A 15,359-nucleotide genomic window follows, 5' to 3' on the forward strand; every position below is an offset into this window, starting at 1 on the left:
CTTGAGGTCCGACATGCCGGCGATGCCGGTTGCCACCGTCAGGAAAATGACCGGCGCAATGACCATACGCACCAGCTTGATGAAGGCATCGCCGAGCGGCTGCATTGCTGCGCCGGTTTGCGGATAGAAATGCCCAAGCAGGACACCAGCGACAATGGCTGCGAGGACCTGCACATAGAGATGCCTGTAAAAGGCGACTTTGCCGTGTGTCTCGGCGGCTTCGGGTATAATCATGATATCCTCCGTTATGCCCAACCGATCTCTCGGCCCTCCGGGCAACGACCAATCTTCAACAGCCTCCGACTGTTTGGAGGATCGTTGCAACAGGCGTGCCAGATGACGGAATTTCCCATAATATATTGATTCAAAATGATATTTTTTGATCACACCATGATCGCGCTTTCCGTTTTGTGCGGCAATCCGCACAGACTGAATTGCAACCCGCGCGAAATCATGCACAATGCACCCATGCTGCAGCGGCCGGCCACGGAACGATTTTCGACGCCTGAGCAACTGGGTCGGCGCTCGCGCCGTGTCTGGTTGGTCTTTGCGATTTTCTGCGCAATCGTCGTTGCGGCCACTCTCTATGGCGCGGGCGTTTACGGCCGCGCGACCGCAATCGAAGCATTGCAAATCCAGGGTCGCACCGATGCCAATCTGAAAGTGGCGCTTCTGCGAGCCGTCCTCGAGCGCCCACGCGCCTTGCCGCTGCTGTTGGCGGACGACCAGCAGGTGCGCGATGCGCTTGCCGCGGCAAAGGGCGATGCCATCGCCACCCTCGACCGCAAGCTTGAAAGCCTCGTATCCGGCACCAAAGCTTCCGTGCTCTATGTCACCGGCAAGGACGGAGTGGCGATCGCATCCAGCAATTGGCGCGAACCACTGAGCTTCGTCGGCAGCGACTATTCCTTCCGCGATTATTTCCGCCGGGCAATGGAGACGGGAACTGCCGAACATTTTGCCCTCGGCAACGTCAGCAACCGCCCGGGCCTCTACATTTCTCGTCGTGTCGGCGATGCGGATGCGGCTCTGGGCGTCGTGGTCGTCAAGATGGAATTCGACCAGCTCGAAGCCGATTGGCGCGAAGCCGGCCGTCCGGCCTATGTGACCGACGAGCACGGCGTCGTGCTGATTACCAGCATTCCCTCCTGGCGCTTCATGACGGCGTCGCCGCTGTCTGCCGACAATCTCGCCGCCATCCGCAAAAGCCTGCAATTTGGCGATGCTCCCCTGACACCTCTGCCGATCGCTCGTCCGCAAGCCATCGGTCCGGATAGCGCTATCGTGCGCGCGGTCCTGCCAGGCAGCAGCGCCGCCGAATATCTGCGCCTGACAACACCGGTCCCTTCGACACCCTGGCAGTTGGACTATCTCATCCCGACGGACCAGGGGATTTCCGCCACAGTCCGCGAAACGCGCTTTCTCGCGCTGAGCGTCCTTTTGCCGATCCTGGCGATAGCCGCCTTCCTGCTGAGGCGCCGCCACGTTTCCGCGATGCAGATCGCCATCAGCAGGATTGCACGCGAGGAGCTGGAGCGGCGCGTGCTCGAGCGCACCGAAGACCTCAGCCGCGCACGCGATCGTCTGGAGGCAGAAATTGCCGACCACCGGACGACGGAGGCGAAGCTGCAGGTCGTGCAGCAGGAATTGGTGCAGGCCAATCGTCTCGCAATCCTCGGGCAGGTTGCCGCTGGCGTCGCTCATGAGATCAACCAGCCGGTCGCGACTATTCGGGCCTATGCCGACAATGCCCACATCTTCTTAGAGCGTCAGCAAATTGCGCCGGTAAAGGAAAATCTCACCTCTATCGCGGCCCTGACCGAGCGGATCGGCACGATCACCGAGGAGTTGAAGGCATTCGCCCGCAAAGGCCGAAGCGCACCGGAGCCGGTGGAGCTCAGAGGCGTCGTCGAAGGTGCCGTCATCCTGCTTAAAAGCCGATTTGCCGGCCGGCTCGATGCCTTGGCGATCGATCTTCCGCCCACCGGGTTAACGGTTGTGGGTACGCGTGTTCGGCTCGAACAGGTGCTGATCAATCTCTTTCAGAATGCGCTCGAAGCATTGGAAGGCCGCGATCAGGCAAAAGTGGAGGTTTCGGTGCGCGACACTGAAGAGAACGTCGAGGTCATCGTCTCCGACAATGGTCCCGGCATTCCGCCGGCGATCCTCCATTCACTGTTCACACCCTTCAACACGTCGAAGGAAAAGGGCCTCGGCCTTGGCCTCGTCATCTCCAAGGATATTGTCGCCGACTATGGCGGCCGCATCGATGTTGAAAGCGGCGACAGCGGCACCCGTTTTACCATTCATCTGCGCAAGGCGATTTCATGAGCGATTTCTCCCCGGTCTTCCTCATCGACGACGACAAGGACTTGTTGAAGGCGACGAAACAAACGCTTGAACTCGCAGGCTTTTCTGTCTCTGCCTTCCCCTCGGCTGTAGATGCGCTTGGCGCGCTGGACGCCGGTTTTGCCGGCGTGGTCGTCTCCGATATCCGCATGCCCCAGATGGATGGGCAGCAGCTTTTCAGCCGCGTCAGAGAGCTCGATGCGGACCTGCCTGTCATCCTCGTCACCGGCCATGGCGATATCCCGATGGCAGTCAAGGCGATACAGGACGGCGCCTATGATTTCATCACGAAACCTTTCGCCACCGATCGATTGGTGCAGAGCGTGCGGCGTGCAGCCGAAAAGCGCCGGCTTGTTCTGGAAAACCGCGCCCTTCGGATCGCCGCCGAACAGGCGCAGGGCGACCTGCCGCTGATCGGCCAGACGCCGGCGATGGAGCGGCTGCGGCGCACTCTGCGCCAGATCGCCGATACGGATGTCGATGTGATGGTAACCGGCGAGACCGGCAGCGGCAAGGAAGTGGTCGCGAGCCTGCTGCATCGCTGGAGCCGGCGAGCGGCAGGCAATTTCGTTGCGCTCAATTGCGGAGCCCTGCCCGAAACCGTCATCGAGAGCGAGCTTTTCGGCCACGAGCCAGGAGCCTTCACCGGTGCCCAGAAGAAGCGTATCGGTCGCATCGAACATGCAAGCGCCGGCACGCTGTTTCTCGACGAGATCGAAAGTATGCCGCCGGCAATACAGGTGCAGATGCTGCGCGTCCTGGAGATGCGTGAGGTGACGCCGCTCGGGACCAACGAAGTGCGCCCCGTCGATCTGCGCGTCGTTGCGGCGGCCAAGGTCGATCTCGGCGATCCCCGCCAGCGAGGCGATTTCCGTGAGGATCTCTATTATCGCCTCAACGTCGTCACCATCTCCATACCGCCGTTGCGCGACAGGCGTGACGATATCCCCCTGCTCTTCGGATATTTCGCCGATCGCGCCGCCAGCCGCTTCAAGCGCGACGTACCCGCCATTTCGGTGGCTATCCGCCGTCATTTGCAAAGCCACAACTGGCCCGGCAATGTTCGCGAACTTTCGCATTTCGCCGAGCGTTTCGTCCTTGGTCTGGAGCCGGCGGAGCAAAAGCCAAACGAAAACCCCTCTGCCGATGCAACACTGCCCCTGCCCGCCCGCGTCGAGCGCTACGAGGCCGATCTCATCCGCGAGACGCTTGCTCAAAACGGGGGTGATGTGCGCCGGACAATCGAGGCCCTCGGCATCCCCAGAAAGACGTTCTACGACAAACTCCAACGCCACGGCATCGTCCGGGGAGATTTTGCGGGTTTGGACGGAGATGACCGGCGCATGCGCATGGATGATTAATGGGGCGATTAGCTGCACGCCTTGATAGATCTCCATTAAAAAGCCTCGCAAGCATCCGACCTTAAGCCATCAATACGACCCTGCGACAAAACCGCCATACCGGAAGCGGATCAAAGCCGTCAGGAACTGATCCCCAACCAAAACGTTACCGATGCTGTGGCCAACAATAAGCGAGTTGTGCCGTGGTCGATGATCGGCGTGTCGCTTCGAAAAACAATCAGACCGAACCTCGGATTGAACGTATCCGTCCGGGCGATGATCAGCGGACTGACCGGACGGAGGAAAAACGCCCGTCCTTTTTCCGCCGCCATCCTTTCTGGGTCTTGCTCGGCGTCGTGATTGTCGCCGCCCTTATCGCCGCCGCATGGCTCGTTTGGCTGATCTATTTCCATCCCTATGAAACGACTGACGATGCCTTCGTCGATGCGCGCAGCTTCTCGCTCGCGATGAAAGTCTCTGGCTATGTCTCCGAGGTTCCGGTGACCGACAACCAGCATGTGCAGGTCGGCGATGTCATCTTGAAGATCGATCCGCGCGACTATCAGATCGCGCTCGACCAGGCCAACGGACAGGTGAATGTCGCAAGCGCCGCGGTCGCAAGCACCGGCGCCCAGATCGACGCCGCCACCGCCGCGATCGATGTCGCAAGAGCCCAGCAGAACTCGGCATCAGCAGCGCTGCAATATGCACAGGAGCAGGCCAGCCGCCAGCAGCAATTGGTCAAGAGCGGCTCCGGCAGCCTGCAGGCGGTGCAACAGGCCGAATCGACCCTGCTGCAAAGCCAGGCAAGCCTTGCGCAGGCGGCGGCAAACGTCACCTCGGCGCTGAAGAACAAAACGGTCGCCGAAGCCCAGAAGACAAGCGCCGTCGCCAGCCTGAGCCAGGCGAAGGCGCAGGCCGAAGAAGCACAGCAGAACCTGAAATATACGACAATCGTCGCCGCCCAGCCCGGCCGTGTCGTCCACCTTACCGGCGCCAAAGGCCAATATATCGAGGCCGGACAGGCGATCTCGATGTTTGTTCCCGATGAAGTCTGGATCACCGCCAACTTTAAGGAGACACAGTTGACGGACATGCGGCCAGGCCAGCCGGTGGATGTCACCATCGACGCCTATCCGGATCACAAGCTGCACGGCAAGGTCGCCTCGGTCCAGCCCGGCTCCGGCACAGCGTTCTCGCTGCTTCCCGCCGAGAACGCGACCGGCAATTATGTCAAGGTCACGCAGCGTGTGCCTGTAAAGATCGTCGTCGACAACTGGCCTGCGGATCTTTCGATCGGCCCCGGCATGTCCGTGGTCCCAACCGTCACCGTCCGGCCGAGGCATTGACATGAGGGGCGCGAGCACAACGGCCGGCGGAAGAAACCTAGCCGCCGCGGGTGCCACCAATCCATGGCTGATTGCGATCGTGGTCTCGCTTGCGACCTTCATGGAGGTGCTGGACACCACGATCGCCAATGTAGCTCTGCGCTATATTTCGGGAGGCCTCGCGGTTAGCGCGGACGAGGCCTCTTGGGTTGTCACGACCTATCTCGTTTCCAACGCAACCATACTGGTCGCAAGCAGCTTCATTGCCGAACGATTTGGCAGGCGGCGCTTCTATCTCGCTTGCCTTTCGCTCTTCACGATCGCCTCTGTCCTCTGCGGACTGGCATGGAATCTTCAATCGCTTCTGATCTTTCGCATCATCCAGGGCTTTGCCGGCGGTGGCATGGTGCCGACGTCACAGGCGATCCTCGCCGATGCATTTCCGCCATCAAAACGCGGCCAGGCGTTCGCACTGTTCGGTGTTGCGGTCGTGGTGGCGCCCATAGTCGGCCCGACGCTTGGCGGCTATCTCTCCGACAATTTTTCCTGGCACTGGTGTTTCCTGATCAACGGACCGGTGGGCATCTTTGCCTTCATTCTCGTCTATTTTCTGGTGGAGAGATCACAGGAAATGGCCCGAAAACGCCAGGAGCTCCGCAGGCAAGGCATCCGCTTCGATCTTGTCGGTTTCCTGCTTGTCGCAACATTTCTCGGTGCGCTCGAACTCGTTCTCGATCGCGGCCAGACAGAAGACTGGTTCGATTCGAATTTCATCATCGCCATGACCGCACTTTGCGTGCTGGCCTTTGCTCTGGCGACCCCCTGGGTGCTGACCAAATCGAACCCGATCATCGACGGCCGGCTGCTTGGAACCCGCCAGTTCGGATCCTGCTTCATTGTCATGATGGCAACCGGCGCGATCCTGATTGCCACGACACAATTCCTTCCGCAAGTCCTGCAGCAGAATTACCGATACACCGCCACTTGGGCCGGCCTGGCGTTGTCGCCGGGCGGCTTCGTCACCATGATCATGATGTTCGTTGCCGGTCGCCTGACGACGGTGGTCCAGCCGAAATACATGATCGCCACCGGTGCAGCGATCATCGCGGGCTCGATGTGGTGGCTGACACAACTTAACCCCGGCCTCAATTTCGCGTTCTTCGTCTGGTCGCGTCTTTATATCGGATTGGGCCTGCCCTTGATCTTCATCGCGATCACGTCGGCATCCTATTACGGCCTGCGGCCGAACCAGACCAATCAGGCCTCCGCCATGATCAACGCCGCCCGCAATATCGGCGGCTCGATCGGGGTCTGCATCGGGTTGAACGTTCTAGCGCATCGCCAGCAATGGCATCGCAGCCGCCTCGTCGAACACATTGTCCCATCCTCACCGGCCTACCACGAAACGCTCCAAACCATGTCGCGCTATTTTGCAGAGAAAGGTGCGACCATGGCCGACGCACAAGCGCAGGCAAGGGCTTGGATCGGCCAACAGCTTCAAACGCAATCGACCTTTCTCGCCTATATCGACGTTTTCTACGTGCTGATGCTGATCGCGCTCTCAGCGATCCCGCTTGCGCTGATCCTCAGCAATATCGATCTCAAAGGAGGCGGCGGCGGCGCAATGCATTAAACGACGGGCCGAAATGAGCCGGCGCTGAGCCGATCTCATCAGTTGCCGGAGGAACCAGTCTTACGCTCCGGGCTTGTGAAATATAGGAGAGAACAGATAGCCCAGTCTTTCCGATGTCGCAGCCGTTATGTGATCGGCGTCCTTATAGAGCGGCATGCCGTTATAAGTCGCTTCGCACTGCCCGTCATGGCAGATGGCCGGCAGCGGGTCGACGACGCCAGCGCCATATTTGGCCGCGAGACGGGTCAGAATGGCGCGCGACAGTGCCTGTCGTTGCGCTACGTAATTCCATGGTGGCGCAACGTCGGTCGATGTCTTGGTCATCATGGCCTTGGCGATAGCTTCCGGCATGTAATGGCCCATCTCCGGCACATCCATGACCAAGACGACTTTGGTTCCCTGCTGCGTCAATTCCCCCATAAGGCGATCGAGGGATGCCGTCACGGCTGCGGATTTGTCCTCCAACGGCGGCGGTATCGATGGATCGAAGTAGACACCTTCTTTCGGCAGCTCCGCGTCATGCACGTATTTCGGCCAGTAGGCGATCAGGAACACCAGCGGAATATGCTTGGACGTAACTAGGTCGCGAACCGCGTCATTGAAGTCGTCGCATCGCTTGACACCGCCGTGAGCGGGAAGCCGCGCGTCCGGCAACGGCGCACAGGACGCATGCCCGGCAAACAAACCGGATACGCCAGCCTGTTTCGCAGCCCCATCGATCGCCGGAGACATAGCGCCCGAATGCGAGTCCCCCCAAACGAGGAAGGCGGGCGGATTCGTTCCGTCGACGCCGAGCGGACAAAGTTTGCCCGCGCGTATATCGGACAAGGACGGACCGGTCGTATCGGAGTCGGCAAAACATGGCGGTACGCCGAAGCGGCTGATGTCGTATGTGGCGGCATAGACCCTCTGCACGTCGGCCGGAAGGCGACCCGGCACGCCGACGTCACGAATGACATAGTTGCAGAAGACGACCATCGCGACCATGACCGCTGCCGCGGCCGCAAACACGGACCGTCGACCCAAGCCGCCGCCACGACCACGAAAAGGACGTTCGACAAACCTAAACGAAAGTGTGGCAAGCGCAAACGAAGCGAGAACGATCAAGCCCCCTTGGGCCGGGGAAAGCTCCCGCCCGGAGATTTCGCGGCTGAACACGATAATCGGCCAGTGCCAGAGATAGAGGGAATAGGAAATCAGCCCGACAAATACCAGCGGTTTTGCGCGCAGCGCCCTGCCAGCCAATCCGTATTCAGCTCCGGCATGGATTACCAGGGCCGCGCCAAGGCAGGGCAGCAAGGCTGCCGGGCCGGGAAACTGGGTATGGTCGGTGAAACCGAAGACGGCTATTGCGATCAAGCCTACACCGAGCGCGGCCAGCGCCTCTCGCACCAGAGGACGCGCCGGCCTTGGTATCACGTTGAAAGCCAGCATAGCGCCGAGAATGAGTTCCCAGGCACGGAACTGCAGCAGGTAGAAGGCCGCCGTCGGGTTCCGGAAGACTGTCCAGGCACTCGCCGCGAACGAAACGATCAACAAGCCGGACAGAATGTGCACCGTATGGCGCCGTGCAAATCGGCTGACAGCAATCATCAGCAACGGAAACAGGATGTAGAACTGCTCTTCAACCGCAAGCGACCAAGTGTGCAGCAGTGGTTTCAGCTGCGCGCCGATGTCGAAATAGCCGCTCTCTTTTTTGAACTGAATATTCGAGGTAAACAGCGCAGCCGCCTTCAGGCTGCGAGCGAAATATTCCAGCTCGACCGGCATCAGAAGCAGCCATGCCGCTACGGACGAAGCCGCAAGAACAGCAAAGAGGGCCGGAAAGATTCGCCGTATTCGCCTCTCGTAAAAACGCAGGATGCTGAAATCATCGCGGCCGATTTCTCCTGAGATCAGCGAGGCCATCAGGAATCCGGAGATGACGAAGAAAACGTCGACACCGACGAAGCCACCGCTAAACCCCGGAATGCCCGCGTGGAAGAGCACGACCGGCAGGATCGCGAGCGCGCGAAGCCCGTCAATATCGGCTCGATACTTCAAATGGCCAGCCGCAGGCTGGGGCATTAGCCCCGGAGGAGCAGAATCACGCAATACTGTGAGATTCAATTTTCTTCTCCGAAGGCCGCGATGGTTTCTGCGTCTGGCTTGGCCAGGTTGTTATAGGAGTGAACTGACGCCAGGCTGAAAAACGAGCCGGCAAAGGCTCCCGTCGGGACCCTATTCGTCTGATTCAGTCGAATATCTGAGGTTTGGTCGACCTTAGCCTGCCCGCGTGGCGGACCTAACAGCTTTTGATGATCAGGCCGGTGATGATCAACATAACACCCCATAGCAGATGGCATCACCGGGAGCGGGCAAGATCCTATGGCTCCAAAAGGCTAAAGCGATGCGCGGGCGCTACCAAGCTGAAACGTCAACTGCGCGGCGGCGTCAGCCGTTCGATCCAGGACCGTCATTGCCTGTGAGATCAAGCCATTGAGCGCATCGGCGCTTTCACAAGCCTGCACGATCAATGGTGCACTCAAGCATATCCTCAAGGCGCTCGCCGGCATGTCGCCGAAATCGGCGCAGCGAACCGGCTGACCGAGACGGACAGGCGTAAGGTCGCCGTGCTCGACGGCGAGGCTCTTGTAGACTGCGGCAGTCTCGGTCGCCGTCAGCAGCCCTCCCTGACGGGGGTTGCAGAGATAGAATGAAAAGATTGACGGTATCTCGTCCCAGCATGCGGCGTCCGATCCGTCCCACAAAGGCTTGCGATCTATCGGCCGACCGTCAAGGAGTTTAAAGGCGCTGTCTTGCTCAAGCCGCTCCCCCACCGCATCGGAAAAGGCAGATAGTACCGCGATCACCTTTTCCTCCGGCGCGCCGACGAAGCGTTCAAGTTCGAACAGAGCCGCCGTCCATCGCAGCAAAAGGCCGAAATTGGCGCGATGCGGCAGCACATCCCGGGCCATCCATCCCTCCGGCCAATCCGCTTGCGCGCAGTAGTCGGCAAGCGCCGCCGGCAAAGGCCGCCGCTTCAGGCGATCCGACATCCGAGGCGAGCAGAACAGCGCCCCGCTGAAAATCGGACCGGCGAGGAATTTGGAACCAGTGACGGCCACCAGGAAATCATGCGCTAGATAAGCACGGATCGTTGCCGCGGAAACGCGAAACTGGCAGGCGTCGATCATGATATCGAGCATGGTGGCGAAGCGCGCCTTCAGACGGAAGACCGTTTCGAGACCCGGCGCCAACAAGCTGGTTTTGGAAACATCCGTGACGACCAGGAGGCATCGCAGGCCGGCGGCACGCGCAAGTTCGATCAATCCCCTCAGTTCGAACTCGATCTCTTCATCGCTACGTAGCGTACCGTCCGCATTGCGCATGGCGACCGTGGTATTTCGCGTGGCATGTCCGGGGCTCAGTTCCTCACCCTTGGCGACGGCGCGATCGTTGCCGACGCGGCTCATGAAGTGACGCCCGGACGCCGCGGCCATCACCCCGCTCCCGGTCTCGTTGCCCAGGAGCGTTATGGTCATCAAGGTCTGATCATCTTGGCGCGCAAGAAGCGTCGCCGCGAAAAGGTGGATATCGGTGCCGGACGTCGCCATGATGACATCCACCGGAAAGGACCCTGGTCCCCGATCGAGGCCCAGCAGACGCAGGAGTTCGGTCCGCGTGCGTGCGATCTCCCGCGCATAGATGTCGGCGGCCGGGCGGGTTTCCATTTCTCGCAAAAGATCCGCGTAGTAGGCGCTGACCGCCGCGAAAGCCGATGCGGAAATCGTCGATGCCGTCGAGGAACCGAAAGCCAAGTCCTGCGGCCGCGGCGATGGCCCGTAACCGTACATATTGAGGCCCGTCGCCGGATCACACGTCAATCTCTCGTCTCCGCCGGAGATCAGGCAATCGAGTAGCGCGTCCCAGCCTTTGCCGGATTGCTCCAAGGCCCTCCCTGCCGACTGAGCCGCTTTGTCGCTCAAGGAAGAGCCCGGCGTGCGCTCGTCAAAGGTCTTCAGCATGCAGGCGCATTCCTCTCTCTCATAGTCCACCTAACCCGCGGGATGGTTTCGGGCATGGAATATTAGGACAGACAAGATGGAGCGAAGCTGACTTGCCGATTGGGCCTGGCAACGCCATGGCGGCACCGCCAATCGATTAATCGAGTTCTCTGACACTTCCGAAGCTCAAAACGAAAAAGCCTGCCGCGGGAGGAGGTGCGGCAGGCTTTCGTAAAGAACCGAACGGCAGCTGGGAGGAGGAGTGCTGCCATTCCCGCAGACGACCTTGGGAGGAGGATAAGGACGCCTGCATCACGAAGGGATGCGGGAGGAGTGCACCGCTTCGATAACCACCATCATATCGAAAACTTGCTCAGTTCATAGGCATTTATTTGCAGGGCAGGCATGCGTTATGCGAAATGCGGGAGGCTTTTTCGGCCTTGCCTTATCCTGGACCACCGAGACCGCCAATCCGGGACGCAAAAATAAAAGCGCCCGCTCGAAAGGAAGCAGGCGCTGGAAAAAAGTCGAAATTTGAGGCGTCGTAGGCTGTTAACGAGCAATCGCCCCGCGGGCTACATTGTGGATATCGGCGCGAGCGATACCAAGGTCATGCAGTTCACGGGTAGACATACGGCCCAGTTCAGCGACCGTTTGACGGTACTTGCGCCAGTTGTTGAATGAGCGTGCGATGTTCATGATGATCCCCTTTCCTCGGGCATTCGAAGCCGAGCTGCCGTCCGTGGCGCTCCATTCGATGACATCGATATAATATGCGGCCTCGATTGTTGCAGAGCCAAGGCTTCACTGCACCCATGCGCCCACTGCATGGGTCGACGCCCCTGGCCCAAATTCGGGCTAAATGGACATGGTATTTTTCACGGCGTAGATTTATTTCGATCGTTGATGAACAGGATGGCGAGCGGAATGCTCCGGGATATGCTAAATCGCCAGTTGTACCAGCGTCTCGTGGCGGAGGCGAATGAGCTTTTTACCCTTGGCCCGCGAATGGTCGACGAGCTCGAATGCGTCGCCTCCGTGCTCCTCGCAATCGTCTTCGGCCATCTCGCAGACGTGCAGAACATCTCCTGGGCCGCGTTCTCCGGCTATATGGTCATGCGCGGCCACATCTCGGAAAGCCTGCTGCGCGGGATGCTGCGCATCATCGGCACGATTGCCGGCGCGCTGCTGGCGCTCATCATGACCCCGCTGGTCTGGACTAGCCCGACAGCCTCGGCAGCATCTCTGGCGCTGGTCGGTGGTGCCACACTCTATGGCGCTCTCACCAGCAAGCGCAGCTATGCCTGGTTGTTCGTCGGTTTGACCTTTGCCATGGTCCTGTTGGACAAGCTCGAACACCCAGATCTCGTCGTAACCGCCTTCGTCTCAACACGCATACGGGAGACTGTCGCCGGCACCCTCGCCTGCGTCCTGGTCAGCATGGTTTCGACCTACACGCTTCGGCGGCGCTGGCCGGGCCCGCCGCGTCCGCCGACGCCTCGTTTCGGCTGGAACCCGGAAGTCGCCCGCCACGCCAGCCAGGCTGCCGTCGCCCTCGCCGTGCTCCCCTTTCTCAGAGAGGTGTTTCAGATCCCGGAGCTGACGCAAGGCGCCGTCACCATAATGGCGCTGATGCTCATCCCGTTAAGCGGCATCGGCAAGAGCGGCCTCGTTCCGGTGAGCCGCCGGATCGTGCTGCGAGTGGCCGGATGCGTCTGCGGCGCAGCCCTCGCTGCGGTGTTCCTCTTCCTGGCGCATATCTCGGCGCAGGCCGCCGCACCGGTGCTGATCCTCGGGACGATGCTGGGCGTGATGTTCGGCCGGCATATCGAGAACGGAAAGAGCTTCATCGCCTATGGGGGGACCCAGTTTACCCTGGCAATTCTGGTGACCCTGGTGCCCGACAGCTATGTGCATGCGGAGATCGACCCCGGCGTCGCACGGCTCATCGGGATATTGGTGGGCATCCTCCTTTTGGTGCCCGTGCTCGTCGGATGGCATCTGGTCGCGGGAGCGATGGATGAGCGCCCCTCTGATCGCTCACCTCAGGGCTGATTTCAAGTTTGCCCTTAAGCGGCCCAAAGGCTTTGAGCCCGATCCCACCCTTGAAGACAGGAGCCTGCGGATACCTCGTCAACAGGACAAGGTCGGTATCGACACCCGCACGCGACTCATAGTCCTGCGCATCCAAAAGGAGGCTTTCTCCCTCGGTAAGCTCAAACCGGGGCCACGGATGCCCCGCCAACGCCCGTTCGAAATCTGAGAAAACGCACACCACTCGAAGCTCACTCCGTCGACGAAGTTTTCTTCAAGCGAACCCCGACGCCGCCGCCGCCGTTTTCCGGAATGAACTCCACCCCCGCTGCCTCAAGAGACAGTTTTAACGCTTGCGCAATCGAAAGCGACGGCTGTTTGTCCCCTCGCTCCAGTTGGACGATGGTTCGTAAACTGACCCGTGAAATGTCAGCGAGATCTTGCTGAGTCAGATTGAGCAGCCCGCGAGCGGCCCGAACCTGAGAGGGAAAGTTCTTCATTCAACTCCGATAAAAATGTTTGCGCAAAAAACGCAGATATGCATATTATGTGAAATCGACCGGATAAGCGCTTTGAACACCTGCCCGGCCTGACCACAACCAAGCTGTACGGAGCTCAGATCATGGCCGATTCTGACAATAACACGACTTTGTCTTTCGTCACCCGCAGGAAGATGCCGGCTGGTACGGCCATCGCAATGGGAGCATGGGGCACCAACGCCTTCGCCAGCGACAAGATTTTGGGAGAAGCATTCTCCGATCCGGTCCTGACGCTCTGGCATCAATGGCAGGATGCTCACCGCCTGACAGAAAGCCTTTGCCGCCAGCAGCAAGGCCTCGAACGGCAACTCGCAGAAACCGTTGGCTTTCCTTGTGCAATAGTCCGGTTATCCGACGGCGAACGCGTGGCTGCATATTCCCCCGAGGCTATCCATGATGTGCTCCATCTCGCTCCTGAGGAGGCAGCAGCTTGCGCCAAAGCTGAAGCCGAGTTCGCGGCTCATAAGTTACGATGGGATAGGGCCGATCAAGAAATTGGCTACTCAGCCACTGTACAGGCTGAGCGGGAAGCCGATGAACGAGCCTTAGACCTGCTCTCCGCCATGGCCGCCACGTCCGCGACGTCACCGGCTGGCGTAGCGGCCAAGCTCGACGCCGTGCTGCGCGAAGGCAATATCTGGGAAGACGGCTCCGAATTTCCCTGGCCCCTAATCCGCTCGGTACTTGATGACCTCGCACGTTTAGGGCGGCATGGAGCCGATGGGTGTTGTTGCGGCGGTTCAAAACACGGACTGGATGCTTGCGATGGAAGCCAGTGACCACCACGAACTCGTCCAGGATCAGGCGCTTGTCGTCCGGACGCGCCAATCCATACCGCTCGACGATAGCCTCTGTCAGTTCCTAACGTGTCGCCATGCTGATGCGCCCTGCCATCCATCCCCCGAACCGGAAGGGCGATCGAAGGATCAATACTATCGGTAACATTTTGCTTGAGGCAATGCGGGGGGTCAATTCCTCGATTCGCTTGACAACGAGCGTCAATCCGTCGGTCGAATTAGTTGCAGGGCTTCGTGAAAGCCGGTTTCGTACCGAGTTTTGCACTCTTCCACAAAACGCAGAAACGCCTGCGTGTGCTGCTGTGGCACTCCGTGGTTGCAAGGGCCTGATACTATGGAGACTTGTAATTTCTCCGCCTCACGCCGGTGTACCGCGACAATTCCGCAACCGTTCCCGCCAATACGCTATAGCGGTCGATATGCCGCCGCGTCCAAAGATCCACTCGGCCAAAATACCTTGGCCGACAGCTCTGAGATCCTAGGCATTCTTGGGCGTCGGCCGGTCAGACGCTGGTGGGTAGAGAGAGTTTGCGGATCGCGTAGTATTGCTGCCGCCAATATTGCCGGACCGGCGGCGCGCGGCCGTCGCGGAGCCTTATCCTTCGCGAGCGGTGCCACGCAGGGTTCTTCGCCCTACGAAGATCAGCGGCCGCCCACGGATGTCTGTTGCGCGAAGGCGTCGGCGTTGCGTCCCGCCTCGTCGGTCCGCGCCGCCGCGTCGTCCGGCGCACATCCAATAGCACGCAAAACAGCGCGCACGATGTCCGGCACGGCGGTCGCATCGATCCTGCCCGCGCTGAAAAGCCACGAAGCCTGCTCGACAAGCGCGACGACAATACGGATGGCGAGGTCAACAGACCCAACCGCCAGCAGGCCGGCCGATTGGGCATCGGCCAGGTCCTCCCGCAGGCGAGCCTGCACTGCCTGGGCGACGTCCGGTAGCATAACGGCTGCGCGGGCGGCGAGACGTGCCTGCGGCGGCGCGGCGGCCAGGTCGCGGAGCAAGATGGTCACGGCCGTGGCCATGCGGGTCAGCGGATCTTCTACGGCTAGCCGGGCGGGTTCAAAACGCTCGCTCAATTCCGCGATAAGCGCGTCGCCCAGTTCCGCCTCCAGAGCCTGAAGGTCCCGGAAGTGCAGATAAAAGGTTCCCTTCGCCACCCCTGCGGCTTGGGTCACAGCCTCAACTGTCGCGGCCGCTGTGTCCGGGTTGGCATAGCAAGCGCGCGCGGCTTCAAGAATCGCCGCACGCGTGCGGGCACGCTTCGCCTCACCGATTGCTGCCCGACGCTCAAGGCTGACTCGTGCCATCACTGTTCCTCAGTCAGTGCGTCAGCCTCGCCCGCCCCCCAG

At 60.2% G+C, this 15,359-nt stretch carries 12 protein-coding genes; 6 read left to right on the forward strand and 6 right to left on the reverse strand.

Annotated features, from left to right (window positions below):
* Window positions 1-234 (reverse strand): cation:dicarboxylate symporter family transporter (locus tag PY650_RS31890; protein ID WP_285883884.1); only part of this gene is annotated, 234 nt, incomplete at its 3' end.
* Between the two features lie 234 nt (window positions 235-468).
* On the opposite strand from PY650_RS31890, the gene PY650_RS31895 reads away from it, so the two are divergent.
* The 4 genes from PY650_RS31895 (at window position 469) to PY650_RS31910 (ending at window position 6,650) form a co-directional block, all read left to right on the forward strand.
* The gene (locus tag PY650_RS31895; RefSeq protein ID WP_432761611.1) at window positions 469-2,331 is read left to right on the forward strand and encodes a sensor histidine kinase; all 1,863 of its coding nucleotides are present in this window, start codon (window positions 469-471) and stop codon (window positions 2,329-2,331) included.
* Window positions 2,328-3,710 (forward strand): sigma-54-dependent transcriptional regulator, encoded by a 1,383-nt coding sequence (locus PY650_RS31900; RefSeq protein WP_285883885.1) that lies wholly within the window; start codon window positions 2,328-2,330, stop codon window positions 3,708-3,710. The genes PY650_RS31895 and PY650_RS31900 overlap by 4 nt, the downstream gene beginning before the upstream one ends.
* Before the next feature lie 182 nt (window positions 3,711-3,892).
* Window positions 3,893-5,038, forward strand: coding sequence for an HlyD family secretion protein (locus PY650_RS31905; protein ID WP_432761610.1), 1,146 nt, complete (start codon window positions 3,893-3,895; stop codon window positions 5,036-5,038).
* 1 nt (window position 5,039) lies between these two features.
* On the forward strand, window positions 5,040-6,650 hold the full coding sequence (locus PY650_RS31910; protein ID WP_285883887.1) for a DHA2 family efflux MFS transporter permease subunit: 1,611 nt from the start codon (window positions 5,040-5,042) through the stop codon (window positions 6,648-6,650).
* Between the two features lie 60 nt (window positions 6,651-6,710).
* On the opposite strand, the gene PY650_RS31915 is transcribed toward PY650_RS31910, so the two are convergent.
* The 3 genes from PY650_RS31915 to PY650_RS31925 form a co-directional block, all read right to left on the reverse strand.
* A complete protein-coding gene (locus PY650_RS31915; protein ID WP_285883889.1) occupies window positions 6,711-8,759 on the reverse strand; it encodes an acyltransferase family protein in 2,049 nt (682 codons plus the stop codon).
* 272 nt (window positions 8,760-9,031) lie between these two features.
* Complete coding sequence (locus PY650_RS31920) at window positions 9,032-10,657, reverse strand: hypothetical protein (protein ID WP_285883891.1); 1,626 nt, start codon at window positions 10,655-10,657, stop codon at window positions 9,032-9,034.
* A gap of 531 nt (window positions 10,658-11,188) precedes the next feature.
* Window positions 11,189-11,335 (reverse strand): DUF1127 domain-containing protein, encoded by a 147-nt coding sequence (locus PY650_RS31925; protein WP_285883893.1) that lies wholly within the window; start codon window positions 11,333-11,335, stop codon window positions 11,189-11,191.
* Between the two features lie 228 nt (window positions 11,336-11,563).
* On the opposite strand from PY650_RS31925, the gene PY650_RS31930 reads away from it, so the two are divergent.
* Window positions 11,564-12,691: an FUSC family protein gene (locus PY650_RS31930; RefSeq protein WP_285883894.1), complete on the forward strand. Its 1,128-nt coding sequence runs from the start codon at window positions 11,564-11,566 to the stop codon at window positions 12,689-12,691.
* A gap of 230 nt (window positions 12,692-12,921) precedes the next feature.
* Here the strand turns inward: PY650_RS31930 and PY650_RS31935 are convergent, their stop codons facing one another.
* Window positions 12,922-13,170: a helix-turn-helix transcriptional regulator gene (locus PY650_RS31935; protein ID WP_285883896.1), complete on the reverse strand. Its 249-nt coding sequence runs from the start codon at window positions 13,168-13,170 to the stop codon at window positions 12,922-12,924.
* 122 nt (window positions 13,171-13,292) lie between these two features.
* Here PY650_RS31935 and PY650_RS31940 point away from each other — a divergent pair, with 122 nt between their 5' ends.
* Window positions 13,293-13,988: a hypothetical protein gene (locus PY650_RS31940; RefSeq protein WP_285883898.1), complete on the forward strand. Its 696-nt coding sequence runs from the start codon at window positions 13,293-13,295 to the stop codon at window positions 13,986-13,988.
* Between the two features lie 660 nt (window positions 13,989-14,648).
* Here PY650_RS31940 and PY650_RS31945 read toward each other — a convergent pair.
* On the reverse strand, window positions 14,649-15,317 hold the full coding sequence (locus PY650_RS31945) for a TetR/AcrR family transcriptional regulator (protein WP_285883900.1): 669 nt from the start codon (window positions 15,315-15,317) through the stop codon (window positions 14,649-14,651).
* Window positions 15,318-15,359 lie beyond the last annotated feature (42 nt).

This window comes from Martinezella calliandrae (assembly GCF_030272695.1).
Lineage (GTDB): Bacteria > Pseudomonadota > Alphaproteobacteria > Rhizobiales > Rhizobiaceae > Rhizobium > Rhizobium calliandrae.

What these genes read in the sequence shown, in the direction of transcription:
- PY650_RS31910 (WP_285883887.1), top strand. Translation starts at nt 5,040, where the DNA reads ATGAGGGGCGCGAGCACAACGGCCGGCGGAAGAAACCTAGCCGCCGCG.
- PY650_RS31920 (WP_285883891.1), bottom strand. Translation starts at nt 10,657, where the DNA reads ATGCTGAAGACCTTTGACGAGCGCACGCCGGGCTCTTCCTTGAGCGAC.
- PY650_RS31895 (WP_432761611.1), top strand. Translation starts at nt 469, where the DNA reads ATGCTGCAGCGGCCGGCCACGGAACGATTTTCGACGCCTGAGCAACTG.
- PY650_RS31900 (WP_285883885.1), top strand. Translation starts at nt 2,328, where the DNA reads ATGAGCGATTTCTCCCCGGTCTTCCTCATCGACGACGACAAGGACTTG.
- PY650_RS31925 (WP_285883893.1), bottom strand. Translation starts at nt 11,335, where the DNA reads ATGAACATCGCACGCTCATTCAACAACTGGCGCAAGTACCGTCAAACG.
- PY650_RS31940 (WP_285883898.1), top strand. Translation starts at nt 13,293, where the DNA reads ATGGCCGATTCTGACAATAACACGACTTTGTCTTTCGTCACCCGCAGG.
- PY650_RS31935 (WP_285883896.1), bottom strand. Translation starts at nt 13,170, where the DNA reads ATGAAGAACTTTCCCTCTCAGGTTCGGGCCGCTCGCGGGCTGCTCAAT.
- PY650_RS31930 (WP_285883894.1), top strand. Translation starts at nt 11,564, where the DNA reads ATGCTCCGGGATATGCTAAATCGCCAGTTGTACCAGCGTCTCGTGGCG.
- PY650_RS31945 (WP_285883900.1), bottom strand. Translation starts at nt 15,317, where the DNA reads ATGGCACGAGTCAGCCTTGAGCGTCGGGCAGCAATCGGTGAGGCGAAG.